The sequence below is a fragment of the Trinickia soli genome, from assembly GCF_002879855.1.
GTDB classification, from domain to species: Bacteria; Pseudomonadota; Gammaproteobacteria; order Burkholderiales; family Burkholderiaceae; genus Trinickia; species Trinickia soli.
Window position 1 is genome coordinate 109,706 of sequence record NZ_PNYB01000002.1, and the last position, 26,824, is coordinate 136,529.

Sequence of the window (26,824 nt, forward strand, 5' to 3'; positions counted from 1 at the left end):
ATGACCGACTCCGCTTCCTCTCGCGCACGCCAGACTCGTATCGTTCATCCCGACGTCGAGCTTTCGCCCGGCTTCGAATCGTTCTCGACCCCCGTCATGCGCGCGTCGACGGTGGTGTTTCCCAATCTGGCCGCCGTACGGGCAGCCGATTGGCGCAACGACGGGCAGTGGCGCTACGGCTTGCATGCGACGCCCACCTCGGCTGCGTTGACGCAGCGTCTGGCACAGATCGAAGGTGGCAGGTATGCGCTGTTGCAGCCGTCCGGGCTGTCGGCGATTTCGAATGTCTACTTCGGTATCGTCAAAGCCGGCGACGATGTTTTGATTCCCGACAACGTCTATTCGCCGAATCGCGAGCACGCCAACTGGCTCGCACACGACTTCGGCCTTTCGGTCCGCTACTACGACCCGATGATCGGCGCGGGCATTGCCGGGTTGATTCGACCAAACACGCGGCTGATCTGGCTCGAAGCCCCGGGTTCCGTGACGATGGAAGTCCCCGACGTTCCGGCGATCGCCGCGGCCGCGCGGGCGCGCAACGTCGTGACGGCGATCGACAATACGTACTCGGCGGGCCTTGCGTTCCGGCCGCTCGAGCACGGCGTCGATATCTCCGTGCAAGCGCTCACGAAATACCAGTCGGGCGGGAGTGACATACTGATGGGCGCCACGATTACGGCGAGCGAGGAACTGCACCACGAGCTCAAGCGTGCGCGCATGCGTGTCGGGATCGGCGTGTCGGCCGATGACTGTTCGCTCGTGCTGCGCAGCCTGCCGAGCATGAAGGCGCGTTTCGAAGCGCATGATCGCAGCGCGCTCGCGCTGGCTCATTGGCTCAAAGCGCGGCCCGAGATCGCGGCTGTGTTGCACCCTGCGTTCGAGGATTGCCCGGGCCACGCTGCGTTCAAGCGTGACTTCACGGCAGCCGGCGGCCTCTTTTCGGTCGTGTTCGACGAGCGTTACAGCCCGGCGCAGATCGATGCATTCGTGGAGGCGCTCGAGTTGTTCGCCATCGGCTGGAGTTGGGGCGGGGCGCATAGCCTGGCGATGCCGTACGACATTGCGTCGATGCGCTCCGAATCGCAATGGCCGCACCGCGGCGTGCTGGTCCGGTTCTATGTCGGGCTCGAAGACGAGGCGGACTTGTGCGCCGATGTCGCGCGCGCGATGGCGGCGGCGCTCGGCTGAGCCATTCCAGATAAAACGCGCAGGCTATCGGGCCTGCGCGCTTTGCCCGGGGCGGGCCGGACCCGGCTGATGGCCGTTCAGAACAAGCGCAGCAACCCGTCGAGACCGACGTGATTGAACGCGACGCTGGCCGCCGCCCGCACGACCGGCTTCGCGCGAAACGCGACTGACAGGCCCACTTCCGCCATCATCTCCAAATCGTTCGAGCCGTCTCCCAGCGCAATGGCCCGGGACGTGGGGATGCCGAGCCTGGCGCAGGTCTCGCGCACCGTCCGTGCTTTGACGCTCGCGTTGACGATTTCGCCGGTCACCTTGCCGGTCAGCTTACCGTCGACGATTTCCAGCGTGTTCGCGCAGGCAAAATCGAGCCCCAACTGCGCTTTGAGTCGTTCGGTGAAGAACGTGAACCCGCCCGAAACGAGCAGCGTGCTCAGGCCGGCCGCCTTCGCGCCCGCCAACATGGTTTGCGCACCGGGCGACAAGCGCAGACGCTCCGTGAACACATGTTCGAGCGCCGATGCGTCGAGTCCCTTGAGCAGCGCCACGCGCGCCGTCAGGCTTTCGTTGAAATTCTTGATCTCGCCGCGCATCGACGCTTCCGTGATGGCGGAGACTTCGGCTTTGAGGCCGCAGAAATCGGCGATTTCGTCGATGCATTCGATCGTGATCAACGTCGAATCCATGTCCATCGCGACGAGACCGAAGTCGCGCAGCGTACGGCCCGGTTCGACGAAGGCGTAATCGAGCGCGTGGGTCGAACAGTACGATTCGATATCGAGACGTTGCCGCGGGTCGGCATCGGCGATACGAAGTGCATGGCCGTCGATCGTATGCGCTTGCGCGCCGCGGGCGAGTGCGACGAGCGGCTTGACATGGGCGGCCGCGAACGGCTCGGGGCTTTGGACGACGAGATTCATGAAAATGGCGATGCGCTGTAGGAAACCGGCGGGCTGCCGCTATGGGCGGAAAATCCCGGTATTGTAGCGGGTCGGTTGGGGTTAGACTGACAACGCGTCGATGACCATCGGTCGCGCCCCGCAAAGCGGAGCGCCCGCCCAGCCAGGAGGTGAGCATGAGGGTTCGTTTGAAGCCTGTAGCCGTTTTGGTTTGCGTCGCCGCATTTGCGGCCAGTGGTTTCGCTCAAATCGCGCAAGCGGCGCCGCCGATCACCGTCACATCGAAGACGCCGGCCGATGGACCGATCAAGTACACGGTCAAGGTCGTATCGAAGATCTATGGCAATGCGCAGGACACACGCACGATCCGTTCGGGACAAACCGACGATTACACCTGGATGACGCCGCCGCCCGGTGGCCCCGTGACAGTCCCGGAGAAATGCCCGAATTACGCGACCTTTACGCTCGACACCAACGATGAGGCACAGCGTGAAATGCGCATCAGGCTCGCGCCGACGGTGGCCGAAGACGGCACTGCTACCGTGCAATTGAGCGTGCATGCCAGTGCGCCTCATGGAAAGATCAGCGCGAAGTCGGGCGGCAAGACGCTTCAATGTCCCGGCGTCTCGACGCTGAGCCAGGTCGTGCGTTTCACGATGTCGACGGACGGCAGCGCGAAAACGATCACGCTCAGCGATGGCTCACAGGTGACCATTTCGGCGAAACCTTAGCCGATCGCTCTGCGCAGTGGCGTGGTGCGTCATGGTCAGCGCGACCGCGCGCGCTCGACGAGCCGCGTCGCGATGAACCGATGCTCGGCGCTGAACAGCCTGCGGTACGTCAGCAGCACCGCGCCCACGGTGCCGAGCGCCGACGCCGCCGCGATCAGAAACATGATGACGATCTGATAGCGAACCGCCTGCAGCGGCGATTGGCCGGCCAGCACCTGGCCTGTCATCATGCCGGGCAGGCTGACCACGCCGACGACCGCCATCTGATTGAGCGTCGGGATCATTCCGGCTCGGGCGGCTTGACGGGCCGGGCCACGCGCGGCCTCCCAACGCGTCGCGCCAAGGGCCAGCGCCATTTCGACCCGATCGCGTCGCGCCGTCAATTCTTCGGTCATTCGCTCGATGGCAAGCGAGACGCCTGTCAACGTATTGCCCAGAATCATGCCGAGAATCGGAATCGCATATTGCGGCGCGTACCAAGGATGAATGCGCATGACGGCGAACAAGCCGACCGCCGCCACGAGCCAGGCGCTGATCCAGATCGATACGAGGCTGTCGAGCCGCTGGCCGGCGTACGTGTGCGCACCGCGCGAAGCGCCGGCGAAGCCGGCGATGACTGTCATCAAGGCCATCAGCGGCAATACCACGTACCAGCGATCGACTGAAAAGACCCAGCCGAGCACGTAGCCGATCGCGAGCAACTGCACGACGGTGCGCACGGCGGCCAACGCCAGTTGGCGTCCGAGCCCGAGGGATAGCGCAACCGAAAGTGCGCCGTTGACGATCACGAGCAGCGCCGCGATGCCGACATCGACGAGACTGAGATTGTGCAGACCGGGATTCACGCGGCGTCTCCCTCGGGCGCGGTGAGGCGACCGGCACGCATCTGCAGGTGTCGTTGTCCGACACGGGCGGCTTGAGCAGGGTCGTGCGACACCCAGATGCTCGCCCGCCCTGAACGATCGGCTATGAACCAATCGTCGACGAGGGCTTCGATCGCGCGGACCGTGTCAGGGTCGAGCGAAGCCGTTGGCTCATCGAGCAGCAATACCTCGGGCGCAAGTTGGAGCACGCGAATGAGCGCGGTCACCTGGGCTTCGCCGCCCGAAAGGTCGCTCGCGCGCTTATCGAGGAAATGCTCGCCGCGCCCCGCCGCGCGAGCCAGCCGGGCCGCGCCGTCACGATCGAAGCGCAGGTCTCGATAAGCGCGCAGCGAATACGGATAGCGCAGATTGTCTTCGACCGTTCCTTCGACGAGCGCGGGGCGCTGCCGCACGTAAGCCACGCTGCGTCGAAAGCGCGGAATCGCGCGTCGCTCGACGCTGCGCCCGTGCCATAGCAACTGGCCGCCGTCGAGCGGATCGAGCAGGGCAAGCGCACGCAGCAAGACGCTTTTGCCGGAGCCGGATGGGCCCGTGATGACCACACGCTCGCTTGCAGCGAGCACAAAGTCGGTCTCGGCGAGCAGCGTCGCGGCTGTCCGCGGGTCGCGGCGCGCGAGGGCGCGCGCTTCGAGCAGGTTGGCAGCGATCATCGGATGGACGTTTTCGGCGAAACGCGTTCAAGCATGCTGGCAGGCATGTAAGCAGGTAAGCGGTTACAACGTAGGCGCAGCTTGCGATGATAGGCGAAGCGCGCACGTCACGCGGCACATCCGCGGCACATCAATTGCTGCCCGGGACAGGTATGGAGGCTCGGCATCGTTGCACGATACAGCGTCGCGCGATGCCGCCCATGAACAATCATCCGACACTTCGCATGGCGCATCCTTCCACCGTCGCCCGCACGACGGGCAAAGTCCTGGCCTGGATTATCGTCATCGTGCTTGTGCTGTGCGCGGCGATAGCGGTGTTCGTTGTCACCTTCGATTGGAATCGGGCACGGCCCTGGGTCGACGACAAGGTGTCCCAGGCCATTGGACGACCGTTCGTCATCCATGGCGATCTGCGCGTCGGCTGGCAGCGCCCCGTGAGCGAGCATGGCTGGCGTGCCTGGGTGCCCTGGCCTCGGTTCTCGGCTGGCAACGTGACGGTCGGCAATCCTGCGTGGGCTGCCTCGCAAACCTTCGCCAAGCTCGACAAAATCAGCTTCGATGTCGAAGTGTTGCCGTTGTTGGCGCGGACCATCTCGGTGCCGTCGATCGATCTCGTCAACCCGTCGATCGATCTCGAGCGGCTCAAGGATGGGCGAGACAACTGGACGTTCAACCTGCCGAAATCGAACGGCCCGTCGCGCTGGACGCTGCGCCTGGCCGATCTCGGTTTTGACAAAGGGCACGTTGCGCTGTCCGACGAGGTCAAGCAGGTCGCGTTGAACGTCGACGTCGATACGCTGGGCCATCCGCTTCCCATAGGCGACGTCATGAAGCAGCAAGAGGCGGTCTCGCATGGCGCCGCTGCGCAGGTCGTCGGCCGGGGCGGCGCGCGAAAGCTGGCGTCGCAAGCGAAGACAGCTTTGGGGGCGCAGGAAGCCTCAGCGGAAATGGCGGCGTCGAGCCCGTCGGCCGCTTCGCCGGCGCACGCCGCCTCGGGAACGGTACCATCGCAAAGCACGGCGTCGGCGGCGTCCGCCGCGTCGTCTACCGCCGCCCATCGTGACGGATCGCTCGTCTACTCGCTCGCGTGGCAGGCGAAAGGCAGCTACCGGAAGACCGACATCTCGGGTACGGGCAAGCTGGGCAGCGTTCTGGCGCTGCGCGACGCCAATCGTCCGTTCCCGCTGCAAGCCGACGTCAAAGTGGGCGATACGCGGCTTGCGCTCGTCGGCACATTGACCGACCCGGCCCATCTCTCCGCGCTCGATCTGCGGCTTTGGTTGCAGGGCCAGGATCTGTCGCATCTGTATTCGATTCTTGGCGTAACGCTGCCGCAAACGCCGCCTTACGCCACCGACGGCCGCCTCATCGGACAGTTGAACCCGGGAGCGAATGTCTTCACGTACAAGGACTTTACGGGGCGCGTCGGGGGCAGCGATCTGGAAGGGACGTTGACTTATCGATCGCGCGAGCCCCGACCTGCGTTGACGGGGCATGTGTCGTCGAATGTGCTGCGGTTTTCCGATCTTGCGCCGATCGTCGGCGCCGATTCGAACGCGAACAAGGCGCGGCGCGGCGCGGCCGTCGCGCAGCCGGGCAACCGTGCATTGCCTGTCGAGCCATTTCACACCGATCGCTGGAAGGCGATGGATGCCGACGTCACGTTCAAAGGGCGGCGTATTCTCAAAGATCCGGCGCTACCGATCACCGACGTCGATACGCACGTGATCATGAAAGACGGCGTGTTGACGTTCGATCCGTTGAACTTCGGCGTGGCGGGCGGCACATTGTCTTCGAACTTCTACCTCGACGGTGCAGCGGCGCCTTTGAAGGCGCGGATGAAATTGTCGGCGCGTCATTTGAGACTTAAGCAGTTGTTTCCGACGCAAAAGACGATGCAGTCGGCGCTGGGCGAAGTCAACGGCGACGCGAGCCTCTCGGCGACGGGCAATTCGCCGGCCGCATTGGGCGCGACGCTCGACGGCGAGGCCAAGCTGCTGATCACTCAAGGCAAGGTGAGCTTGCTGCTCATGGAAGCCGCGGGCTTGAACGTGGCGAACGTCGTGTACGAAAAGCTGTTCGGCACGCGCGACATCGATATCAATTGCATGGCGGCCGATTTCGCGGCTCAGGACGGGGTGCTCGACACGCGCACGTTCGCACTCGATACGGCCGACGCCGTCATCGGCATGGACGGGAAGATCAATCTGCGCGACGAGACGATGAATTTGACGATCCATCCTCACACGAAAGGTTTTCGCATCATCACCCTGCGCTCGCCGTTGTACGTCAAAGGTACGTTCAAGCATCCCGACGTCGGCGTGAGCAAGACGGCAATCGCGCTGCGCGCTGGCGCGGCAGTGGGCCTCGGGCTGCTGAACCCGTTGGCGGCGTTGATTCCACTGATCTCGCCGAGCCATACGAAGCCCACCCCGTGCGACGCGCTGTTGGCACAAATGCGCACGGCGCCGCGCGCGCCGCCGCCGGGCGTGCATGCTGCCGCGCATTGACGCGGCTGCCCGCGGCTCGCGCTGCGCGCGAGGGCTCGGTCGCGCGTTCGTGCGTGGGCCGGTGAGAACGGCAAAACCTTGCTAAAATACTGGGTTTTTCGCCGATCACCACTCAAAGGGACGCGCCGTGCTGTCTACCGCCAATATCACCATGCAATTCGGGCCGAAGCCCTTGTTCGAGAATATCTCGGTCAAGTTCGGCGAAGGTAACCGCTACGGTCTCATCGGCGCGAACGGCTGCGGCAAGTCGACGTTCATGAAGATCCTCGGCGGCGATCTCGAGCAGAGTTCGGGCACGGTCATGCTCGAGCCGAACATTCGCCTCGGCAAGCTGCGCCAGGATCAGTTCGCCTACGAAGACAAGCGCGTTCTCGACGTCGTCATGATGGGCCACACGGAAATGTGGGCCGCGATGACGGAGCGCGATGCGATTTACGCGAACCCCGAGGCGACCGACGACGACTACATGCACGCGGCCGAACTCGAGGCCCGGTTCGCCGAATACGGCGGCTACACGGCCGAGGCGCGCGCGGGCGAACTGCTGCTCGGCATCGGTATCGCAATCGAGGATCACAACGGGCCCATGAGCAATGTCGCGCCGGGCTGGAAGCTGCGCGTGCTGCTCGCGCAGGCGTTGTTCTCGAATCCCGATGTGCTGTTGCTCGACGAACCGACGAACAACCTCGACATCAACTCGATCCGCTGGCTGGAGAATATCCTCAACGAGTACAACTCGACGATGATCATCATCTCCCACGATCGACACTTCCTGAACCAGGTCTGCACGCACATGGCGGACATGGATTACGGCACGTTGAAGATCTATCCGGGCAACTACGACGACTACATGCTCGCCTCGACGCAGGCGCGCGAGCGCCAGGCGGCCGCCAACGCGAAGGCGAAGGAGCGCATCTCCGATCTGCAGGACTTCGTGCGCCGCTTCTCGGCGAACAAGTCGAAGGCCCGTCAGGCCACGAGCCGCCTGAAGCAGATCGACAAGATCAAGATCGAGGAATTCAAGCCGTCGTCGCGTCAGAACCCGTTCATTCGTTTCGAGTACGAGAAGAAGCTGCACAACATTGCGGTGGTGGCCGAGCGCATCACGAAGCGCTACGAGCGCACGATCTTCGAAAACTTCGATTTGAGCGTACAGCCGGGCGAGCGCATTGCGATCATCGGCGAGAACGGGGCCGGTAAAACGACGTTGCTGCGCGCGTTGTACGGCAACCTGGCGCTTGATGGCGGGTCGATCAAGTGGGCCGAGAACGCGAACGTCGGCTATATGCCGCAGGACACGTACGAGGAATTTCCCGACGACGTGACGCTGACGGATTGGATCGACAGGTATCGCAAGGAAGGCGACGACGACCAGATGGTGCGTGGCACGCTGGGCCGTTTGCTGTTCAACGCCGACGACATCAGGAAATCCGTCAAGGTGCTTTCGGGTGGCGAGAAGGGCCGCATGATCTGGGGCAAGCTCATGCTGGGCCGCCACAACGTGCTGCTGATGGACGAGCCGACGAACCACATGGACATGGAGTCGATCGAGTCGCTGCAAATCGCGCTCGAAAAGTACGACGGCACGCTGATCTTCGTTTCGCACGATCGCGAATTCGTGAGCGGTCTGGCCAACCGCATCATCGAGGTGCGCACGGACGGCACGCTGTACGACTTCGGTGGCAATTACGAAGAGTTTCTTGCCAGTCAAGGCGTGCAGTAAAGCGTCGTTATCGACGATCGACGGTGTTCTGAGGCGCGCGCGCGGTTATTCAGATCGCGCACGCCTCGAAAGTCTTCTTTCATGCGCGGGAAGTTGCGGAACACTTCGCATTGTGCTTCCCGGTGTTCCTGAACGACATTTCGACGATGTAATGGCGCTGCGTGATCTACCCGAACGCGGTACGTCGAGCATTCCAAATAATGGGCACAATCCGGAAATCTCGGTCCATGCCAACGGGGTCCGAGAATACAATGCGTGGACTGATGAAATTGGTCAATCAGTCGGGCTATGCCGCCGAAAGGTAGCGAGGAGCAAGCAAGTGAATACTATCGATAATGACGGCTCTTGAACGAGTGAGTTCACCGATATGCTCCACACTTCACCAGAAAAGAAGACTCAGGAGGGAACACCAAAGCAAAGTTCGCCGAATAACATTCAGAGGCAGTTTAACGCCACCCACCAGCCATCCACCAGCAGCGGCGAGGGGCCCGATTTTAGAGGTCGCGCGCAATCTGAGACGGGAAGGAGGATGGACCAGGGAAGGAATAGGTACCCTGTCCGCGAACTTGCTGCATCGAATCTGGGCAATCCGTTGCTCCAGGCGCGGAGCGACACTGATGTGAACAACCCGCCGGTCAGCGCAGCGGGGGCCAACGCGACGCCACGGCAATCACCGCACGGGAGTCGTTGGAGACTCGCCGCGGTGCAGCAAGAGGTTCGAAACGAACCGGCCCGTCGCCAAGGGAGTTCCAATGACGCTCGCGGGAGATCGTTCACGCTGCCCGAAAAAGATCTGAGGAACGATCGGAACACAGGCCAGGAGCCAACGTGGTACATGCAGCCGGGCAGCCCGCCGTCGGGGCGCAGCACGCCGGGCAGCCAGCGATCTGGGCGCAGCACGCCGGACGGCCAGCGATCGGGACGAAGCACGCCGGGGAGTAATGGGTGGCAGGGCTATGAGCGCTTCCACCAGGAATTGCTGGAGGAACTTGAACGCTCGACCCGCGCTCGGTGGGAGGACCACGTGGAGCAACTCTATGTGATTCCCGCCGAACAAGAGATGCCTGCCTGGGATAATCCACAGCACCTGAGTTTGGAAATGATTTTGGGCAGGCGCATTGCAAAACTTGTCCTTAATAAACCTCCTGATGGGATAGACGTGCAAGACTGGAGGCCAAAACTTGTCGAAGTGCAGGTTTTGATGATTCCAGAGAAAAAGGTGATGTTGCTGTCGTCGAACAGCAGGTCGAAATACCTCAAGAGGCAGCTGTTGAGCGTGTATTCGAGTGTGGCTGCTTTGCGTAAGCGAGTGTGGGGATTAATAAAGGATCATCCCTTGCTCAAAATACTCCCTCTTCCCAAGGGCGCCTCCAAGAAAATCAACGCGAATAAAGAGCTCAGGCAGGCGATCGGAATCTTATCTGGCCTCGAAAGCGAGGGATGGGACCTGCGAATTATTGATAATCCAGATGGCCGTCATGCCGAACAGCATCTTATCGAGTACGCTCAAAAGCATTATGCGGACAAGATCGTGGATCCACCGGTCGGAACAAGGCCCCCTTGCTACCTGTGCGCGGTATTTATGAACGAGCGCGGCGTCTTCCGTCACTACCAAAACGTCGAAGGGGAAGGGAACAGGGTGCCGGTCGGTAATCTTTATACAAAGAACTATAGCGGCATGCTCGAGCGGCTGACGAAACTCGGTTATGGCGTTGACCCACTACCGATACCGGACGGGATGACGGATGAGGCTCGCACGGAACTCGTCGCCAGCATCGCTCAGGGTGTGGCGGCAATCTATCAACACGTCGTATCTGTCAAGAGCAAGGGGGATCCGCCTCGCACGCCGCCGGAGCTGGATCTCCACACTCCGGACCTCAATGAGGCAATCGAGAAAGCAGTAAACGAAGACGCGCAGCGGCCAGGGACATCAATGCAGCGATGGTAGCCGCCACCGATCCCGACGCAAACGAGCGGCGGTCCGTGCCGCTGATGAGTAGAATGTGCGAGTCGAAACCACCAGTTGGGCGCTCGCATGAAGATCTACGATCATCTGTACATCGACGGCAAATGGCTCAAGCCTTCGGGCACGGGCACGATCGACGTGATCGATTCCGGTACCGAAGAAGTCATGGGCCGGATTCCAGAGGGGCTGGCCGCTGATGCCGAAGCGGCCGTCGAAGCTGCGAAGCTGGCGTTCGACGGCTGGGCGGCGACGCCCGCATCGGTACGTGCCGACTATCTCGCAAAAATCGCCGCGAATCTGAAGGCGCGCACCGATGAACTTGCGGCCTCGATCTGCGGCGAAGTCGGCATGCCGCTCAAGCTCGCGCGTGCGATCCAGGTCGGTAGCCCCGTCTACAACTGGAATGCCTATGCCAAGCTCGCGCGCGAGTTCGAATTCGAGGCGCGTGTCGGCAATTCGCTGGTGGTGCGGGAGCCGGTCGGTGTCGTAGCGGCGATTACGCCGTGGAACTACCCGCTCAATCAGATCACGCTGAAGGTTGCGCCGGCGCTCGCCGCCGGCTGCACGGTGGTGCTCAAGCCGTCAGAGGTCGCGCCGCTGAACGCATTTATGCTCGCGGAGGCGATTCACGAGGCCGGGCTGCCTGCCGGCGTATTCAATCTCGTCAGCGGCTATGGGCCTGTCGTCGGCGAGATGATCGCGAGTCATCCGTTTGTCGATATGGTGTCGTTCACGGGTTCGACGCGCGCCGGCAAACGCGTGGCCGAGCTCGCAGCGGCGAGCGTCAAGCGGGTGGCACTGGAGTTGGGCGGTAAGTCGGCGTCGGTCGTGCTCGACGATGCGGATTTTGCGACGGCGGTGAAGAGTACGGTTGGCGCTTGTTACCTGAACTCGGGGCAGACTTGCTCGGCGCACACGCGGCTTCTCGTGCCCGAATCGCGTTATGAGGACGTACGCGAACTCGCGAAGGCGGCGGCCGAGGCTTATACGGTTGGCGATCCTCGTCACGACGGTACCCGGCTGGGGCCATTGGCGTCGTCGGCGCAATTGCAGCGCGTGCGCGATTACATCGAACGCGGCGTGGCCGAAGGGGCCGAACTCGTGACGGGCGGTGCGCAAATACCGGACGGTTTGACGAAGGGCTATTTCGTCAAGCCGACGGTTTTCGGTCGCGTCCATCCGAAGTCGACGATCGGTCAGGAAGAGATTTTCGGACCCGTGCTGTCGATTCTCACTTACGGGGACGAAGAGGAAGCGATCCGCATCGCCAACGATACGCCCTACGGCCTCGGCGGCGCCGTTTGGGCCGGCAGCGACGAACGTGCCGTTGCGGTCGCGCGGCGGATTCGGACGGGGCAGATCGACATCAACGGCGGCGCCTGGAACATGGAGGCGCCATTCGGCGGCTTCAAACAGTCCGGCTACGGCCGCGAAAACGGCGTCTACGGGCTCGAAGAGTATCTCGAATACAAGTCGATGCAGTTCAAGGTGGCGAAGTAAGCGAGCCAGGCGGTGAGCGAACGCGCGTCTGGCATTTTTCGGAGAGGCTGGCGCGCGCTTCGATGGTCTGCATTGCATCGCCCGTGAGATCGATGATGCGTGGGGGTGGGGTGGCAGTGAGGAATCCGTCCTATTTTCCGTCGAATATCGTTTTTCCTTGATTTTGTACGCAAACATGCACGTCCGAACTTGGGAAGAGGGACGAGCGTGGCTGATCAAATATTGGCAAGAACGGGTTTTGAAAAGTGGCAGGAGAGGGCAGCGCCGTGCGGCCGATAGTGTGGATCGCATTGGGCCTCGCGGCCTTCGTGCCGCACGTGCTATTGGCGGCTTCAGCGGGTGCCGTTCCGAGCGAGCGCGAATTGCGCGAGGAATGTAGCGCTTTTCCTGAAGCAGGGATGCGCGATTGCCTGGCTAAGAAATTCGACGAAAGCCAACGATTGTTGCGACAAGCCGAGCGCGAAGCCGCGAGCGCGCTTTCCAGATGGGACGAAGATCAAAAATACGTGGCCGTAGCCAAACTGAAACTTGCCCATTCGAATAGCGCCTTCGCGAAATATCGTCAGGCCCAGTGTGACTTTCTCTCCTCTCTGAACGGTGGCGGAGTCGGCAATGCCCAAGCGCTTCGTCGTCTGGCCTGCCTGGCCGAGCTCGATAGTCTGCGCGCCGTGCAGCTGCGCGATGCGATATCCGGTTTGCCGCCCAGGTAACGCGCCGTCATTCCTGCACCGACGCGACAGCTCGTCGCAGCTACGGTTGGCGCATGGCCCGGCTTGACCGGGGTCAAGTTTTCCCCGTCGTTAACCCATAAACATTGTAGGGGTTTAGACGACAGGGACTTCTCATGAAAACAATCAGTTTTGCCCGCATCCAACGGTACGCAACGATGGCCTGCGTGCTCTGTGCCTCACTCGCGTCGGTTCCGGCGTTCGCAACGGACGAAGGCGCGCCATCGGACCGCAGTAGCGACGGTCTTCATAGCGGCGATTGGCTGGTACGGTTGCGCGCGATCAGCATCGAGCCGGCGGCGCGCACGAACGAAACACTCTCGGCGCTGAACGTCGGCGTGAACAACGCGATCGTGCCCGAGCTCGACTTCACCTACATGATTCGAGATTACCTCGGCATCGAACTGATCCTGGCCACCTCGCGTCATCAGGTCACGTCGAGCCTGGGCCACCTGGGCGGCGTGGGCGTGCTGCCCCCGACGCTCTTGCTCCAGTACCACTTCAATCACCAGGGACGCATCAGGCCGTACGTCGGCGCGGGTCTGAACTACACGCTGTTCTACAACAACGGTTTGAGCGCCGGCGGGCAGCCGATCTCGATCGACAACCACAGCTTCGGCCCAGCCGTGCAAGCCGGCGTCGACGTGCAGATCACCAGGAAGCTTTTCGTCAACGCCGATATCAAGAAAATCTGGATGAAGACCGGCACGTCGCTGAACGGCGCATCGCTGGGCACGCTCCATATCGACCCGCTCGTCGTCGGGGTCGGCATCGGCATGCAATTCTGAACGCGCCTTCTTGCCTATTGCGCTCGAACGCCGGCATGTCCGGCGTTTCTTATTGGTGCTGGCGGGTGCTGGCGGCCTAAAGCTTGTCGTTCTTGAAGCGCATCGCGGTACCTTCGCGCTCGATGCGATCCCATACGACGCGTTTTTCAACATCGCTCATAAAGACCCAATTCGAGACTTCAGTCGCCGTGCGGCCGCATCCTTTGCAGACTTCGTCGAAAAGCGTCGAGCAGACGCCGATGCAGGGGCTGTCGGGCAGCGCGTGGAGGTTGGAAGCCATCTGTCGATCTTGAAAGCGGGACTGTGCGTATGGTAGCCGAGGCCGGACGCGCACGGTCGAACCCCGTACCATCAACGTGGGCGCTGCCGCTTGCTACTGCAGGCTATCCGAAAGGATGCACGAGGTTTTATTCCGGTAGACACGGGCCTATAACCCGATAAAATTGCGCCCGATTCGTCATTGGCACGGGCTGCCGGACCGCGGTGGGCGGCGGATGGGCGACGGATGGGCGGCGTTCCGAGCAGCGCTGTGCGGTTTGTGCGACAGCTGGTCCGATCCGCTCGCATTTTTATGTCGCACGCCAATGATTGATGGTAGCTTTCGGGTTTTTCACGGGAGTCGCGCGCGCTGCGTCGCGGCATGGCGGGGTTGTGGCCGGGCGAACCGGTCCGCATCGGAGAACGGGATGAAGAAACAGGCAATGGGCGCGCTGGCTGCACTCTTTTTGTGCGCAGCGCCGTGGGCGGCGTCAGCCAAGGACACGCAACTGAACGTCTATAACTGGTCCGATTACATCGCCAAGGACACGATCCCCAACTTCGAAAAACAGACGAGCATCAAGGTTAGCTACGACAACTACGATAGCGACGACACGCTGCAGGCCAAGCTGCTGACAGGCAATTCGGGCTACGACATCGTCGTTCCCACGAGCAACTATGCGGGCAAGCAGATCGCGGCGGGTATCTTCACGCCGCTCGATAAAACGAAACTGCCGAACCTGAAATACCTCGATCCGCAATTGATGTCGCTCGTAGCCGGCGCCGATCCGGGCAACAAATACGTCGTGCCTTGGGCTTGGGGCACGACAGGGCTCGGCTACAACCTGACGAAGGCCCGGCAAATCCTTGGCAAGGACGTCGCCCTCGACAGCTGGGACATTCTTTTCAAGCCCGAAAACATTTCGAAGCTGAAAGCGTGTGGCGTCTCTGTCCTCGACGCGCCGGACCAGGTGTTCGCCGCGGCGCTGCACTACATCGGCAAGGATCCGATGAGCACGAACCCGGCCGACTACCAGGCCGCGCTCGCGATGATGAAGAAGATCCGTCCGTACATCACGCAGTTCAATTCGTCGGGCTATATCAACGACATGGTCGGCGGCGACATCTGCTTCGCCTACGGTTGGTCGGGCGATGTCGTGATCGCCAAGCACCGTGCGCTCGAAGCAAAGAAGACGTACAAGATCGAGTACTACATTCCGAAAGGCGGCGCCCCGGTCTGGTTCGATGTGATGGCGATCCCGAAAGACGCCGCGCATAAGGAGGCGGCGCTCGAGTGGATCAACTATATCGAGACGCCGCAGGTCCATGCAGCGATCACGAACGCCGTGTACTACCCGAGCGCGAACGCGGAAGCGAAGAAGTATGTCGATCCGAAGATCGCCAACGACCCGGCCGTCTATCCGCCGGCCGACGTCGTCAAGACGCTGTTTCTGTTGAAGCCGCTGCCGCCCGAAATCCAGCGGTTGCAAACCCGGCTTTGGACTGAATTCAAGTCGGGCCGATAACGTCATCGCCGCAAGCGGCATGCAGTCATGAAGCCCCCGGAGCGATTGCCGGGGGCTTTGCACATCAAACGAGTGGAGTCAGGCAGCAGATCATGAGCGATCAGTCGAGCTCGCAGCCAAGCGCAGGCGCGCGTCCCGCAGGTTCAATGCCGGCGGGCGTTGCTTCGGTCGAAAACTTTGTGCAGATCGTCGACGTCGTCAAGAAGTTCGGGGAAACGGTCGCGGTCAGGAACGTCAATTTATCCGTGGCGAAGGGCGAGCTGTTCGCGCTGCTCGGCAGCTCGGGTTGCGGCAAGTCAACGCTGCTGCGGATGCTCGCGGGGCTCGAATCGATCACCTCGGGCAAGATCCTGATCGACGGCGAAGATCTCGCGTTGATGCCGCCGTACCGGCGCCCGGTCAACATGATGTTCCAGTCTTACGCGCTCTTTCCGCATATGACGGTCGAGTCGAACGTGGCGTTCGGCCTGAAACAGGAAGGGGTGCCGAAGGCCGAATTGAAGGGGCGCGTGCAAGACGCGCTCGACCTCGTGCAGATGGGCCGCTTCGCGAAGCGCAAGCCGCACCAGCTCTCGGGCGGCCAGCAGCAACGCGTCGCGCTTGCGCGTTCGCTCGTGAAACGGCCGAAGCTGTTGCTGCTGGACGAGCCGATGTCGGCGCTCGATAAGCAGATCCGCCAGCGAACGCAGATCGAGCTCGTCAATATTCTCGACAGCGTCGGCGTGACCTGCATCATGGTCACGCATGACCAGGAAGAAGCGATGACGATGGCCGACCGCCTGGCGGTCATGAGCGAAGGGCAGATCGTCCAGCTGGGCACCCCGCACCAGGTCTACGAGTACCCGAATTCGCGCTTCTCGGCGGAATTCATCGGCTCGACCAATCTGTTCGACGGGCGTGTCGTGGAAGACGAACCGGACCACATCTTCGTCGAAACGGCCGAGCTGCCTTGCCGCCTTTACGTCAATCACGGCATTACGGGGCCGCTCGGCATGCCCGTGACGATTTCGGTTCGCCCCGAGCGGATCGCGCTGACCCGCAAACCGCCCGAAGGCGCCTTCAACTGGGGGCGGGGGACTGTGTCGAACATCGCCTACATGGGCGGCTACTCGCTGTATCACGTCAAGCTCGATTCGGGCAAGACGGTGGTCGCGAACGTATCGAGCCTCGCCTTGACGGAAATCGATTCGCCGACATGGGGCGATGAAATCTATGTGCGCTGGAGCGCGTCGGCCGGCGTGGTGCTGACAGCATGAATACGTTTCTGCTCTCGCTCGCGACCTGGCCCGCACGAAGGTTGAAGCTGACGGGCAGCACGGCGGTCGTCGCCGGACCGTTCATCTGGCTGCTGATGTTCTTCTTCGTGCCGTTTCTGCTCGTCGTCAAGATCAGCTTCGCCGAACTGCAACTGGGCATTCCGCCGTACACCGAATTGGCTGCGGTCAAAGACGGTGTCGTACAGATTTCACTGAATGTGGCGCATTACGCGTTTCTGTTCACGGACAGTCTGTACTTCGCCACCTACGTCAATTCCGTGGTCGTCGCAGCGGTGACGACGCTGTTTTGTCTGTTGCTCGGCTATCCGATGGCGTACTACATCGCGCGCTCGAATCCGGATTCGCGCAACCTGCTCATGATGGCCGTGATGCTGCCGTTCTGGACGTCGTTTCTGATTCGCGTCTATGCGTGGATCGGCATCCTCAAGAACAACGGGCTGCTCAACAACTTCCTCATGACGATCGGGCTGATCCATACCCCGATCGAGTTGTATCGGACGAACACGGCCGTGTATATCGGGATGGTCTATTCGTATCTGCCGTTTCTCGTCATGCCGCTTTACGCGCACCTCGTAAAAATGGATCTGACGCTGCTCGAAGCCGCGTACGATCTCGGCGCGAAGCCGTGGAAGGCGTTCGTGCAGATCACGTTGCCGCTGTCGAAGAACGGCATCATCGCGGGCTGCCTGCTCGTGTTCATTCCCGCGGTGGGCGAGTACGTGATCCCGGAACTGCTGGGCGGTGCGAATACGCTGATGATCGGTCGCGTCATGTGGAACGAGTTCTTCAACAACGCCGACTGGCCGATGGCCTCTGCCGTCACCTGTGCGATGGTTTTGTTGCTGCTCGTGCCGATGGCCTTGTTCCAGTATTTTCAGGCTAAACAACTCGAAGCGCGGCGATGATCAAACCGAACCGTACCTTGCAAATCACCGCGCTCGGGATTGGCTTTGCGTTCCTGTATATCCCGATCCTGAGCCTCATCGTTTATTCGTTCAACGAGTCGCAGCTCGTGACGGTTTGGACGAAATTTTCGATGCGGTGGTACGCGGCGCTCGCGCAGGATGACGAGCTCATCACGGCCTTCTGGCTATCGTTGCGCATTGCGTTATTGACTGCATTCGCGTCGGTCTTCATCGGCACTTGGGCCGGCTTCGTGCTGGCGCGAATGGGGCGATTCCGTGGGTTTACGTTGTTCACGGGAATGATCAATGCGCCGCTTGTGATTCCCGAAGTGATTCAAGGGATTTCGTTGCTGCTGCTCTTCATCGAAATGGGCAAGTGGCTCGGCTGGCCCGAGGGGCGCGGGCTCGTCACGATTTGGATCGGCCACGTCATGTTGTGCATGTCGTATGTCGCGATCATCGTGCAGTCGCGCGTGCGGGAGCTCAATCCGTCGCTCGAAGAAGCTGCGCTCGATTTGGGCGCGACACCGTTCAAGGTGTTTTTCACCATTACCTTGCCCCTGATCTCGCAAGCGTTGATGGCGGGGTGGCTCCTGTCGTTCACGCTGTCGATCGACGATCTCGTGCTGTCTGCGTTCTTGTCGGGGCCGGGCTCGACGACACTGCCGCTTGTCGTGTTTTCGCGGGTACGGCTGGGGCTCAATCCGGAAATGAACGCACTGGCGACGCTCTTCATCGGTGTGGTTACGGTCGGTGTGATCGGGATCAACTACGCGATGTTGCGGGCGGAGAAGAAGCGGCTGGCTGGGGTGGCGTGAGCGGAAGGCGGGTCGTCAGACAGACCTTGCCGCCTCCTTGGAGCCGCTCAAACGTGGTAATGCCACTTGACCGGGTTCGCCGTCGGATACAGGCAGTTGTACAGGTAACGCATCTCGTCAGCGAGGTTCGGCGACGTGCGCGATCTATGTCCCTCCAATCTTCTCGCTACGTCGGCGCGAAGGCGCTCGTAGCGCATCTGCTGCTCGGGTGAGTGCGCAATACCCTTGCCCGGTTTGCCTGCGCCGGGCCGGACGTTCTCGTATGCGAAGTAGTGCTGCACCAGGACCGGATAGGCGTCGCGCGGCCAAGGGTCGATTACCCACCAGAGATGCAGCGGCCAGTCGTTTTTGCCCACGATGCAAAACGAGTGTTCGGGTATGGCCGTCCTGGCAAGCTTTATCGTGTACTCCGGCCCGAAGCGTTGGCGCGCGAGCACGTAGGAGACGTCGGCAAATTCGCCGCAGTTGCCGACTTCAGCGCCTAGCGCCGCATAGGCTCTGAGCCGCCGCTTGCCTTGCAGCACTTCGTTGCGAAGCGTATCGAGGCTTTTTTCGGAATCGGCCGCAGGCGCCGCGCCGACGCTGCCGTCATTGGGCTCGCACGGCAAAAGGCGCCGTATTTTGCTGGCGAGATCGATTCGCCGTGACGCCCCCCGATGGTCGGCCTTGGCGAAGCGGCGCATCTCATCATCGGACACATGGCCGGCCGGGGGCGAGCGTAAATAGTTCAACCGCATCGACGTCGCTTCGAATCGTTTCTGCGCTTGACTCGCGCTTTCTGGATCGCGCGCGTCGCTCTGGAAATTCCACGCTTGATTGTCGCTTCCGTACTTCAGGTTCGCTTTCACTTCCTTGATGATATCGGCCACGATGATGCGCGCGTCCTCGTGCTCCTGGGAGATGCGGTAGTGCCGTGGCGTCAATTCGACATCCGGCTGCCGGACCAGCACCGTGTATATCCGATTGAACGGAGCCTTGGTCGGGTAGAGGCAATTGTGGATGGTCTGCGTTTGCGCTTCTATGCTCGGCCACGTGTTTTCCTTGAAGTCTCGCAGCCCGTCAGACATCGACTTGCAGAATGCCTCGTAGCGCCGCTGCTTTTGGTCGGAAGCCGGGGTGCCTTTACCAGGTTTGCTTACAAGGACTTGCGCTGTGCCGTACCCCAGGTGGTGATGGAAGCGCACCGGATAGGCATTGCGCGGCCAAGGGTCGATGACCCACCAGTGCTTCTCGGGCCAGGCGGGCATGCCGATGCGGCAAAACCTATGGCCGGGCATCTGCATTAACTGAATGGTGTAAGTGGGATCGAATCGATATCGCGCGTCCGTGTAGGCGAGGGCTGCCATGTGATTGTCGTTTCCCGCGCGGACGGCGAACGCGGTATAGGCGTGCAATCGCGGTTTGTATTGCAACATCTCCTGCGCTAGCGCGGCAAGTTCGGGCCCCGAGTCCGCGCGCTGTGCGCCCGCAGGTTGCGCATCCCCCGAGTCGGGTGATTCGGCGCCCCTGAACACCTGCTGGATTCGGAGGGCGAGATCGCGTTGATCCTCGCTGCGGTGTGTTCGTAACCAGACGAAACGGGCCATTTCGCGCTCTGGCAGATAGCGTCCGCTGTAACGATCGACAAACTGCGTTCGCATCAGTGCTTGATTGACGGGTTGCGATCGATTCGCGTGTTCGCCGCTTGGCAGTCGCGCCGAGGGCTTATGGTTCCATTTTTGATTTGCGCTGCCGTAGCAAAGCGCCTCGCGTACATAACGAATAGTGTCAGTCGCAAGCACATAGGCTCGTGCGTACTCGCTTTGCACGCCGCCCGGATATTCCTTCGCCAGGTCATGCATGATACTGCGCAGCGGCTTATCGGCTTGTTCTATCGTGTCGGTCCCGCTGGACGTTCCCGGCGAGCTCGGCATCTCGCGAAGGAAGGCGGTCATTTCGCTCACCGTCTGGGGATCGAGATCGAAGGGGGTCGGTTCGGGTGTCGCCTCCGGCTCGGTCGGCTGCGCCGTTTCGGTATGTCCAAGCCGACTTTCCGCAGCCTTGTGCCGCTTTGGCTCCGGCGCGAAAGACTGTGCTTCTGTCATGGGTGGTCCGCCGGTTTGCTCTGGATGCAACCACGCAGGCTGCACATCCGCGGCGGGCGCGATAGGACGCTGCAGTCGCCGCAGGAGGTTGGGTTGAGCCGTGTTCACGCTGGCAGACACCGGAGGCGCGGGCGTGGCCGCATGGTCGTTTCGTGGCGACGGCGAGCGGCGGCGCTTTTTCGACTTGACGGATAACGACGACGGACTTGGCATGACGTTGGCGGGGATTGTGTGAGAGGAGGGCGGATCGTCGCTCGCTGCTCGCTGAATGTGCTTGCGGCCCGCTCACAGGCGGTAACGCCACTTCACCGGGTCCGCTGTCGGATAGAGGCAGTTGTACATGTTGGGTAGGGCTTGGGCGAGAGATTTCGTGTTAGCGGAATTTGTCGCCCTGCTTTGCCTGTACTCCTCGAATCTTCGCGCTACGTCGTCGCGAAAACGCACGTAGCGCTGTTCTTTCTCGGGAGAATGTGGGACGCCTTTGCCCGGCTTGCCGTCACCTAACCGGATATTTTCGTGAGCGAAGTAGTGCTTCGCCAAAACCGGGTAGGCATCCCGCGGCCAAGCGTCGATCACCCACCAGTCGGACAGCGGCCAGTCCTTCATGCCGACGACGCAAAATTGGTGTTCGGGTATGGCCGTCGTCGCGAAATGAACCATGTACTCCGGCCCGAAGCGTTGGCGCGCCAGCATATAGGAAACACAGGCAAATTCACCGCAGTTGCCGACTTCGGCGCCAAGCGCCGCATAAGCCAGCAGCCGTGGCTTGCCGACCAGCACTTCTTCGCGGAGTTTCTCGAGCGCTTTTTGATCATCGGCCGCTTGCTCCGAGCCTGCGGGCTCGCACGATAACAGACGCCGGATTTTGCCGGCGACATCGATTCGGTATGTCGCGTTCCCATGGTCGGCATCGGCGAAGCGGCGCATCTCTTCGTCGGACAAGTGGCCGGCTGGGGGCTCGCGTAGAAAGTTTAACCGCATCGATACCTCGGCGAGTCGTTTCTGCGATTGGCTCGCGCTTTGTGGGCCTCCTGCTGGATCGCTGTCGAAATTCCACGCTTGGTTTTTACTTCCGTATTTGAGTTTCGCCTTCACGTCCTTGATAGTGCCGGCCACGACAATGCGCGCTTCCTCATGCCTGCGGGAGATGCGCTCATACCGCGGCGTCAACTCGACATCCGGCTGCCGAACCAGCACCGTATATAACCAACTGATCGAATCCTTTGTCGGGTAGAGACAATTGTGCATGGTGAGCGTTGGCTTCTTTACGTCCGGCCATGTCTTTTCTCTGAAGTCGCGCAGCCCCTCAGCCATCAACGAATTCAATGCGGCATAGCGCTGCTCCTTTTCATCGGAATCCGGTGCGCCCTTTCCGGGTTTGCTCACAAGCAGTTCTGAGCAGCCGTATCCCAGGTGGTGCTCGAAGCGCACCGGATAGGCGTCGCGCGGCCACGGGTCGATCACCCACCAGCGCTCTTCCGGCCAAGCCGGCATTCCGATACGGCAAAACGTGTGTCCAGGCATCTGCATCAACTGAACGACGTATGAGCTGTCGAAGCGATAGCGCGCACCCGTGTAGGCGAGGGCCGCCATGTGATTGTCGTTTCCTGCGCGAACGACGTACGCTGTTTGAGCAAGCAGCCTCGGCTTGTACTGCAATACTGCCTGCGCTAACGCCACAAAATCGGAGTGGGTGTCCGCACGCTGTGCGCCTGCTTGCGGCGCATCATCTGGTTCAGGTGTCTCCGACCACATGAACGCGTGCCGAATACGCCGCGCGAGATCGCGTTGCTCCTCGCTACGGTGGGTCTGCGACAGGGCGAAGCGGCGCATTTTGCTCTCCGGCAGATAACGCCCGCTGTAATGATCGATAAACTGCGTTCGCATCAGCGCTTCATGGATTGGCGCCGACGACGGATTGGCTTGTCGTTCGTTTTGCGATGTCTCCGCGTTCTTATCGTTCCATTTTTGATTGGCGCTCCCGTAGGAAAGCTGCTCTCGTACGTAATCGACGATGTCAGCGGCAATGACATAGGCTCGCGCGTAGTCGCTTTGCACGCCGTCCGGATATTCGGCCGCTAAGTCGAAGGTGCGATGGGGTAGATCTGTATCAGGCTGGACTATCGGTTCCGATCCGCTGCTTTGTTGGGGCTGTAACCAGGCGGGTCGCACATCGGCGGTTGGCGCGAGGGAAGGCTGCATTCGCCGCGGTATGTCGGGTTGAGCCGAACGCCTGCCCGGCGCGCCCAGGCGCGGCCAATCGCTCTCAGGCGACGGCGAGCGGCTGCGCATGTTCGCTTCGACGAATGATGGCGATGGACCGGGCATATGCTTCGCTGAACGTTAGGCAAGCGCTGAACGGCCGCTAAACAGGGGAGGGGTCCATCAGAAAAGCGCTGTGCTCCCCGTATCCCAATAGGCGCATGAGCCGCCGAATCAATGACCGAATGCGACTGACGAGGGCGCGAAGCCGATTCCTGACCGACGTCCGGTTCAACGCTTCCGCCGTCATGCCGGCGAAGGTGCCGACAACGGGCAATACGCTCGCCGACAGGCCGTATGTGGGGGCCATGCTGCCCTCGTCTTCGGCCTCGGAAAGTGACAGGAAGGCGGAAATCGAAGCCGCCCAAATCGACAGAATGCGTATCGCGAGCGCAATGCTGCGCGCTGGGTTTTCGCTTCGGTCGGCCCAGGCGTCGCGCACGTCGGCGATTTCGCTGGCTATCCCGGCGATGGCGCCGACGCGGCTGTGGAAGTCGGCGGCTTGGCTGGACCACCAACCGGTCCACGTCGACATCACCGCGGCGTACTGACTCCCGAGACTCGCGAGAACACTGACCTCGCTTACACCCGTTTCACCCGCATTGGCCCAATTCGAGTGGAACAATTGCGCGCTGTTGACCAGGCCGAGCGGCCCGACCGCGCGTGCCGCCACGTAGCCGACAGGGCCGTTGTTGACCAGGGTAGACACAAGGCTCGTGACGTTGGTGAGCAACTCGGTCAGCAGAATTGCCTCCGGCTCGAACATCCGGTCGCCGAGGGTGGGCAATCTTTGCACCGAATAGCCCGATGTCGATGTGGACGCCGGCGGTTGCCGTGAGTCGTTCGTTGCCGTCTCCTGTGTTTCCTGTTGCGGCTCGGCGTGGCCCGCTTGTTGTGCTTGCGGTACCGGTGATCGGCTGTCCTGCAAATGAGCGAGGCGCGTGGCGACGTGGGTGCCCTGGACGATACGTGCGGACAGATCGCCCCCGCTTGGCCTTCGACTCGACATTCCTGAAGATGTCGGGGAAGGATTCGTCGAGCCAAGCGATGTAGTCATCGAACTCATCGATGAATGCGCATAGCGCCGCTTGTCGAGGGCGGAGGGGTTGCCGGTCCGATTGAGCCATTCGAGCGCGTTCTGAGCGATGGTTGAGCGGGTTGAATCGAACAAACCGGGGCCGCCCTGCGCGAGGGTAGGATCGCCTGGATCATGCTGCATCGACATAGAGCGAAGGCGTGGTCTGGGCTGCGGTGCTTCATTTCTGCAAAAAAAATTGTTCCCTGTCGTTACCGGCGCGGTCGTCGGCGCGGCTTCCGCTGGCTTGCGCTGCACCGACCTACGTCGCAACTGGCTGGGTTGCTGCAGCTTGCTTTCAAGGACCATCGCATGTCTCGATCGATACGATTGCACTTCGAAGTGTCATGACGTTCGGCGCGCGTGTCCGTCGATCGGCAGCGCGGACCGTGCTCGGGTCGTTCGGCCAAACCGCCGTTTGGTCAGCGCATTCATAGCCACGATTGTAGGTTCGCGTCGTCCCGATGCGCGGCGAAGAACATCGGAGCGGTGCCGCGATAGGGCGCCATTCCCACATATGAAGCTTTGGCAGACGACTACAGCAGTGACGTGCGCATTTGTCAGGCTTAGGGGATGCTTGCCTTGCGCCACGACGCCCATCGCCGCCCCCCCGTCCTATCGAATCCCGAGCGGCAATTCGCGTGCGTCGATGGCTGTGTTGTTGCTGTAGCAATAGGTCCGTTCGAACGCCTCGCATTGGACCAAGCGGTATTCCGCACCCTGTTGAACGATGACGGCGCCGTCTTCGAATTTCTGGGGCGACGCGGCGGGGCCCTTGAAAAAGCCGCGCCCATCGAGGCGAACCGCTTTGCATATATCGCGATCGTCGCGCTTATAAAGACCGAACTCGTTCTGGCCGAGGTCTCCCACGGGCGTCATTCTTTTCCGTATAAAGTCGCGAGTGGAGTTATACCGATCCGTTAGACCAAGGCTCGTTGCGTAGTCGAGAAAGGCCAGGATGCCGGCGTGATCCAGTATTCCCGGCGTGCTGCTCGCGTTCGCCAGTTCATCGTGTCTGGCTCTTAGCAAGCCTGCCTGGTTCTCCGTCACCAAGTTGAAAATGATGACGCCGGTATCGTTGCCTTGAACCGCCTGTACGCTGTTATCGGTCGAGTTATAGAAGATGACGCCGGTGTCGCCGATGGGATTCTTTTCGAAATCGAGGATTTTTTGGCCGGCGTTTTCGTCTCCAGGGGGATAGACCAGCTTTACGCCGTCCTTGAGGTTACCGATCGGAAGAATGAATTTCTGCGCTTTGGAAATGACCGACGCAGCGTTGGACATATCGAGGTCCTCCGCGCTGATTGTCCGGGAAGAGCTCGCGAGGGGAGACGAGACCGCGACGTTCGGCATGGTGCGGCTACGTGTCAGCGCACCCGCTTCGTTCTGAGCGGATGGCCGGCTCGACAAGCTCCTTGCTCGCCTGCGTGCGGGGCTGCGTGGCACCGTCGCGTATTTGCTCATGAGTGGCTCATGCTGCGTAGTTCACATCGAGCCAGTTTAGCGGGGGCGCTCCCACAGTCCCATACGACGCGGACCCGCATGCCCGACGTCTAATACTCCGCACCGCGGGCGTCCCACTATTTACGACACTCAACCCTTGGGTGCGTCTCCCATCGCTTGGAACAACAGCGCCGTATCGGCGAGGCGCTGGGCGCTCGAGCGCAAGGCCGTGAGCTTGGCGTTCCAATACTGTTGTTCGCTCGCGCGCACGCTTGCGGCGGGGATTGCACCGAGGCGGCCGCGCGCGGCCGTTTCGTCGAATGCTTGCCGCGCCGATTGCGTTTGCGTTTGCGTGGCGCTAACAGCCTGCGCGTCGTGCTCGAGCGCGGCCAGCGTATCGGCTACGTTTTGAAAGGCTGATAGAACGGTCGCCTTGTATTGCTGCGTGGCCGCGTCGTAAAAGTCGATTGCCGCGCGCCGCTGCGCAAGCAGCGCGCCGCCGTGGAACAGCGGCTGCGTCAGAGATCCGCCGATGCTCCAGAGCGCGCCAGCCGCGGAAAGCGCCGTCGGCCAACTGAATCCGCCTTGCCCCATCGAAGCGGTCAGCGACAAGCTCGGGAACATCTGCGCGGTGGCCAACCCGACTTCGGCGGCAGCGGCTTTGACCGCGGCTTCGGCTGCGACGATATCGGGCCGCGTGCGCAGCAGCGCCGAGGGGACGACGACAGGGACCTGCTCAGGCGTTGCCAAGCTGGCAAGGTCAGGAATTTCCGGCTCGGCATCGGGCGTACGGCCGAGCAAGACGGCCAGCGCATGGCCGGTCGCATCTCGCTGTTGCAGCAGCCCCGGCAGCGTCGCCTCGAACGCTGCCGCACTCTGCTGCGAAGCGAGCGCCTGCGCATGCGACACCGCGCCCAGCGCATAGCGACGCGCGTCTTCCTGTGCGTTTTGTTGGGCAAGCGCGATCAGCCGTCGCGTGGCGTCGATTTCGCTATCGAGCATGGCCGCGTTGATCGTGGTCGTCACAATGTTCGCGGCGAGGGCGCGTCGCGCGGCATTGAGTTCGAACGCTTGCACGTCCACGCGCGCGTGCAGCGCCGCATTCGCGTAGCGGACGGCGCCGAACAAGTCGAACGTATAGTGCGCTTGGATCTGACCGACGAATACGTTGTAGCGTACCGTCGGAGGGCCCGCTTCGGGGATGCCCAGCGCGCGTTCGCGTGTGGCCTGTGCGCCCGCGTCGATCGTCGGCAACAGCGATGAGCCGATCTGCGCACGCAATTGCTCGCGCGCGCCGGCCAGGTTTTTTTCGGTGGCGGCCAGCGTTGGGCTGTTTTTCAGGCCTTCGTCGACAAGCGCATCGAGCTGCGGCGAGCGGTATAGCCGCCACCATTCGGGTACCGGCTGCGCGCCGATGTCAAAGCGCTGGGAAACACCGTCGGCCATCGCCGTTTGCTCCGGCAACGCGGTGCGGCCGTAATGGGCCGGCGAGGGCATCGCCGGCGGCTGGCCGTTCGGCCCCAGCGAGCAAGCCGCCAGGGCCACCGCCGATATCGCCGCGAACGCGTGGCCGCGATGTCGGCAGCCCGTACGCAAGACGCTCATGGTCCTCATC

General features: G+C 61.7%; 22 protein-coding genes. 13 read left to right on the forward strand and 9 right to left on the reverse strand.

The genetic code is table 11. The features are described 5' to 3' along the window. Complete coding sequence (locus C0Z19_RS02810) at nt 1–1,188, forward strand: cystathionine beta-lyase (protein WP_102608282.1); 1,188 nt, start codon at nt 1–3, stop codon at nt 1,186–1,188. Between the two features lie 77 nt (nt 1,189–1,265). On the opposite strand, the gene serB is transcribed toward C0Z19_RS02810, so the two are convergent. Then, the gene (gene serB, locus C0Z19_RS02815; RefSeq protein ID WP_102608283.1) at nt 1,266–2,105 is read right to left on the reverse strand and encodes a phosphoserine phosphatase SerB; all 840 of its coding nucleotides are present in this window, start codon (nt 2,103–2,105) and stop codon (nt 1,266–1,268) included. Nucleotides 2,106–2,260: 155 nt separating this feature from the next. Between serB and C0Z19_RS02820 the strand changes: the two genes are divergently transcribed. After that, the gene (locus tag C0Z19_RS02820) at nt 2,261–2,815 is read left to right on the forward strand and encodes a DUF6013 family protein (protein WP_102608284.1); all 555 of its coding nucleotides are present in this window, start codon (nt 2,261–2,263) and stop codon (nt 2,813–2,815) included. A 35-nt stretch (nt 2,816–2,850) separates the two neighbouring features. Here C0Z19_RS02820 and C0Z19_RS02825 read toward each other — a convergent pair whose 3' ends face one another. Both C0Z19_RS02825 and C0Z19_RS02830 read right to left on the reverse strand, forming a co-directional pair. Beyond that, on the reverse strand, nt 2,851–3,660 hold the full coding sequence (locus C0Z19_RS02825) for an ABC transporter permease (protein WP_102608285.1): 810 nt from the start codon (nt 3,658–3,660) through the stop codon (nt 2,851–2,853). Further along, the gene (locus tag C0Z19_RS02830; protein ID WP_102608286.1) at nt 3,657–4,349 is read right to left on the reverse strand and encodes an ABC transporter ATP-binding protein; all 693 of its coding nucleotides are present in this window, start codon (nt 4,347–4,349) and stop codon (nt 3,657–3,659) included. Before C0Z19_RS02830 ends, C0Z19_RS02825 begins: the two co-directional genes overlap by 4 nt. Before the next feature lie 224 nt (nt 4,350–4,573). Here C0Z19_RS02830 and C0Z19_RS02835 point away from each other — a divergent pair, with 224 nt between their 5' ends. The 6 genes from C0Z19_RS02835 to C0Z19_RS02860 all read left to right on the forward strand — a co-directional run bounded on the left by C0Z19_RS02835 (nt 4,574) and on the right by C0Z19_RS02860 (nt 13,561). Continuing rightward, nucleotides 4,574–6,859, forward strand: a complete 2,286-nt coding sequence (locus C0Z19_RS02835) for an AsmA family protein (RefSeq protein WP_102608502.1) — start codon at nt 4,574–4,576, stop codon at nt 6,857–6,859. Nucleotides 6,860–6,986: 127 nt separating this feature from the next. Next, nucleotides 6,987–8,579: an ABC-F family ATPase gene (locus C0Z19_RS02840; RefSeq protein ID WP_102608287.1), complete on the forward strand. Its 1,593-nt coding sequence runs from the start codon at nt 6,987–6,989 to the stop codon at nt 8,577–8,579. Between the two features lie 835 nt (nt 8,580–9,414). Continuing rightward, complete coding sequence (locus C0Z19_RS02845) at nt 9,415–10,527, forward strand: hypothetical protein (RefSeq protein ID WP_102608288.1); 1,113 nt, start codon at nt 9,415–9,417, stop codon at nt 10,525–10,527. 87 nt (nt 10,528–10,614) lie between these two features. Next, nucleotides 10,615–12,045, forward strand: a complete 1,431-nt coding sequence (locus C0Z19_RS02850; RefSeq protein ID WP_102608289.1) for an aldehyde dehydrogenase family protein — start codon at nt 10,615–10,617, stop codon at nt 12,043–12,045. A 278-nt stretch (nt 12,046–12,323) separates the two neighbouring features. Continuing rightward, complete coding sequence (locus C0Z19_RS02855) at nt 12,324–12,755, forward strand: lysozyme inhibitor LprI family protein (RefSeq protein ID WP_233195970.1); 432 nt, start codon at nt 12,324–12,326, stop codon at nt 12,753–12,755. Between the two features lie 134 nt (nt 12,756–12,889). Further along, nucleotides 12,890–13,561 carry an OmpW/AlkL family protein gene (locus C0Z19_RS02860; protein WP_102608290.1) on the forward strand — a complete coding sequence of 224 codons (672 nt, stop codon included), beginning with the start codon at nt 12,890–12,892 and terminating at the stop codon, nt 13,559–13,561. A 76-nt stretch (nt 13,562–13,637) separates the two neighbouring features. Here the strand turns inward: C0Z19_RS02860 and C0Z19_RS02865 are convergent, their stop codons facing one another. Then, complete coding sequence (locus tag C0Z19_RS02865; protein WP_102608291.1) at nt 13,638–13,841, reverse strand: DUF1289 domain-containing protein; 204 nt, start codon at nt 13,839–13,841, stop codon at nt 13,638–13,640. Between the two features lie 406 nt (nt 13,842–14,247). Here C0Z19_RS02865 and C0Z19_RS02870 point away from each other — a divergent pair, with 406 nt between their 5' ends. The 4 genes from C0Z19_RS02870 to C0Z19_RS02885 all read left to right on the forward strand — a co-directional run bounded on the left by C0Z19_RS02870 (nt 14,248) and on the right by C0Z19_RS02885 (nt 18,345). Next, nucleotides 14,248–15,345, forward strand: coding sequence for a polyamine ABC transporter substrate-binding protein (locus tag C0Z19_RS02870; RefSeq protein WP_102608292.1), 1,098 nt, complete (start codon nt 14,248–14,250; stop codon nt 15,343–15,345). A 146-nt stretch (nt 15,346–15,491) separates the two neighbouring features. Then, complete coding sequence (locus C0Z19_RS02875; RefSeq protein WP_102608504.1) at nt 15,492–16,601, forward strand: ABC transporter ATP-binding protein; 1,110 nt, start codon at nt 15,492–15,494, stop codon at nt 16,599–16,601. Beyond that, the gene (locus tag C0Z19_RS02880; RefSeq protein WP_102608293.1) at nt 16,598–17,527 is read left to right on the forward strand and encodes an ABC transporter permease subunit; all 930 of its coding nucleotides are present in this window, start codon (nt 16,598–16,600) and stop codon (nt 17,525–17,527) included. The genes C0Z19_RS02875 and C0Z19_RS02880 overlap by 4 nt, the downstream gene beginning before the upstream one ends. Continuing rightward, nucleotides 17,527–18,345: an ABC transporter permease subunit gene (locus C0Z19_RS02885; protein WP_102608505.1), complete on the forward strand. Its 819-nt coding sequence runs from the start codon at nt 17,527–17,529 to the stop codon at nt 18,343–18,345. The genes C0Z19_RS02880 and C0Z19_RS02885 overlap by 1 nt, the downstream gene beginning before the upstream one ends. Before the next feature lie 47 nt (nt 18,346–18,392). Here the strand turns inward: C0Z19_RS02885 and C0Z19_RS02890 are convergent, their stop codons facing one another. Beyond that, nucleotides 18,393–20,429: a hypothetical protein gene (locus C0Z19_RS02890; protein WP_102608294.1), complete on the reverse strand. Its 2,037-nt coding sequence runs from the start codon at nt 20,427–20,429 to the stop codon at nt 18,393–18,395. 100 nt (nt 20,430–20,529) lie between these two features. On the opposite strand from C0Z19_RS02890, the gene C0Z19_RS28890 reads away from it, so the two are divergent. Continuing rightward, a complete protein-coding gene (locus C0Z19_RS28890) occupies nt 20,530–20,664 on the forward strand; it encodes a hypothetical protein (RefSeq protein ID WP_269844785.1) in 135 nt (44 codons plus the stop codon). Nucleotides 20,665–20,714: 50 nt separating this feature from the next. Here C0Z19_RS28890 and C0Z19_RS02895 read toward each other — a convergent pair whose 3' ends face one another. From C0Z19_RS02895 to C0Z19_RS02910, 4 genes are all read right to left on the reverse strand, one after another. Beyond that, complete coding sequence (locus C0Z19_RS02895) at nt 20,715–22,721, reverse strand: hypothetical protein (RefSeq protein WP_146011983.1); 2,007 nt, start codon at nt 22,719–22,721, stop codon at nt 20,715–20,717. A 73-nt stretch (nt 22,722–22,794) separates the two neighbouring features. Continuing rightward, nucleotides 22,795–23,748, reverse strand: a complete 954-nt coding sequence (locus tag C0Z19_RS02900; RefSeq protein ID WP_146011984.1) for a hypothetical protein — start codon at nt 23,746–23,748, stop codon at nt 22,795–22,797. Nucleotides 23,749–24,381: 633 nt separating this feature from the next. Further along, on the reverse strand, nt 24,382–25,230 hold the full coding sequence (locus C0Z19_RS02905; RefSeq protein WP_146011985.1) for a hypothetical protein: 849 nt from the start codon (nt 25,228–25,230) through the stop codon (nt 24,382–24,384). A 129-nt stretch (nt 25,231–25,359) separates the two neighbouring features. Then, nucleotides 25,360–26,814, reverse strand: coding sequence for an efflux transporter outer membrane subunit (locus C0Z19_RS02910; RefSeq protein ID WP_233195971.1), 1,455 nt, complete (start codon nt 26,812–26,814; stop codon nt 25,360–25,362). Nucleotides 26,815–26,824: the final 10 nt, after the last annotated feature.

Bases quoted from the DNA above. Each gene is read 5' to 3' on its own strand.
- C0Z19_RS02850 (WP_102608289.1), top strand. From the start codon at position 10,615: ATGAAGATCTACGATCATCTGTACATCGACGGCAAATGGCTCAAGCCT.
- C0Z19_RS02865 (WP_102608291.1), bottom strand. From the start codon at position 13,841: ATGGCTTCCAACCTCCACGCGCTGCCCGACAGCCCCTGCATCGGCGTC.
- C0Z19_RS02810 (WP_102608282.1), top strand. From the start codon at position 1: ATGACCGACTCCGCTTCCTCTCGCGCACGCCAGACTCGTATCGTTCAT.
- C0Z19_RS02830 (WP_102608286.1), bottom strand. From the start codon at position 4,349: ATGATCGCTGCCAACCTGCTCGAAGCGCGCGCCCTCGCGCGCCGCGAC.
- C0Z19_RS02820 (WP_102608284.1), top strand. From the start codon at position 2,261: ATGAGGGTTCGTTTGAAGCCTGTAGCCGTTTTGGTTTGCGTCGCCGCA.
- serB (WP_102608283.1), bottom strand. From the start codon at position 2,105: ATGAATCTCGTCGTCCAAAGCCCCGAGCCGTTCGCGGCCGCCCATGTC.
- C0Z19_RS02900 (WP_146011984.1), bottom strand. From the start codon at position 23,748: ATGACTACATCGCTTGGCTCGACGAATCCTTCCCCGACATCTTCAGGA.
- C0Z19_RS02875 (WP_102608504.1), top strand. From the start codon at position 15,492: ATGCCGGCGGGCGTTGCTTCGGTCGAAAACTTTGTGCAGATCGTCGAC.
- C0Z19_RS02895 (WP_146011983.1), bottom strand. From the start codon at position 22,721: ATGCGCAGCCGCTCGCCGTCGCCTGAGAGCGATTGGCCGCGCCTGGGC.
- C0Z19_RS02845 (WP_102608288.1), top strand. From the start codon at position 9,415: ATGCAGCCGGGCAGCCCGCCGTCGGGGCGCAGCACGCCGGGCAGCCAG.
- C0Z19_RS02870 (WP_102608292.1), top strand. From the start codon at position 14,248: ATGAAGAAACAGGCAATGGGCGCGCTGGCTGCACTCTTTTTGTGCGCA.
- C0Z19_RS02890 (WP_102608294.1), bottom strand. From the start codon at position 20,429: ATGACAGAAGCACAGTCTTTCGCGCCGGAGCCAAAGCGGCACAAGGCT.
- C0Z19_RS02860 (WP_102608290.1), top strand. From the start codon at position 12,890: ATGAAAACAATCAGTTTTGCCCGCATCCAACGGTACGCAACGATGGCC.
- C0Z19_RS02880 (WP_102608293.1), top strand. From the start codon at position 16,598: ATGAATACGTTTCTGCTCTCGCTCGCGACCTGGCCCGCACGAAGGTTG.
- C0Z19_RS02905 (WP_146011985.1), bottom strand. From the start codon at position 25,230: ATGAGCAAATACGCGACGGTGCCACGCAGCCCCGCACGCAGGCGAGCA.
- C0Z19_RS02910 (WP_233195971.1), bottom strand. From the start codon at position 26,814: ATGAGCGTCTTGCGTACGGGCTGCCGACATCGCGGCCACGCGTTCGCG.
- C0Z19_RS02835 (WP_102608502.1), top strand. From the start codon at position 4,574: ATGGCGCATCCTTCCACCGTCGCCCGCACGACGGGCAAAGTCCTGGCC.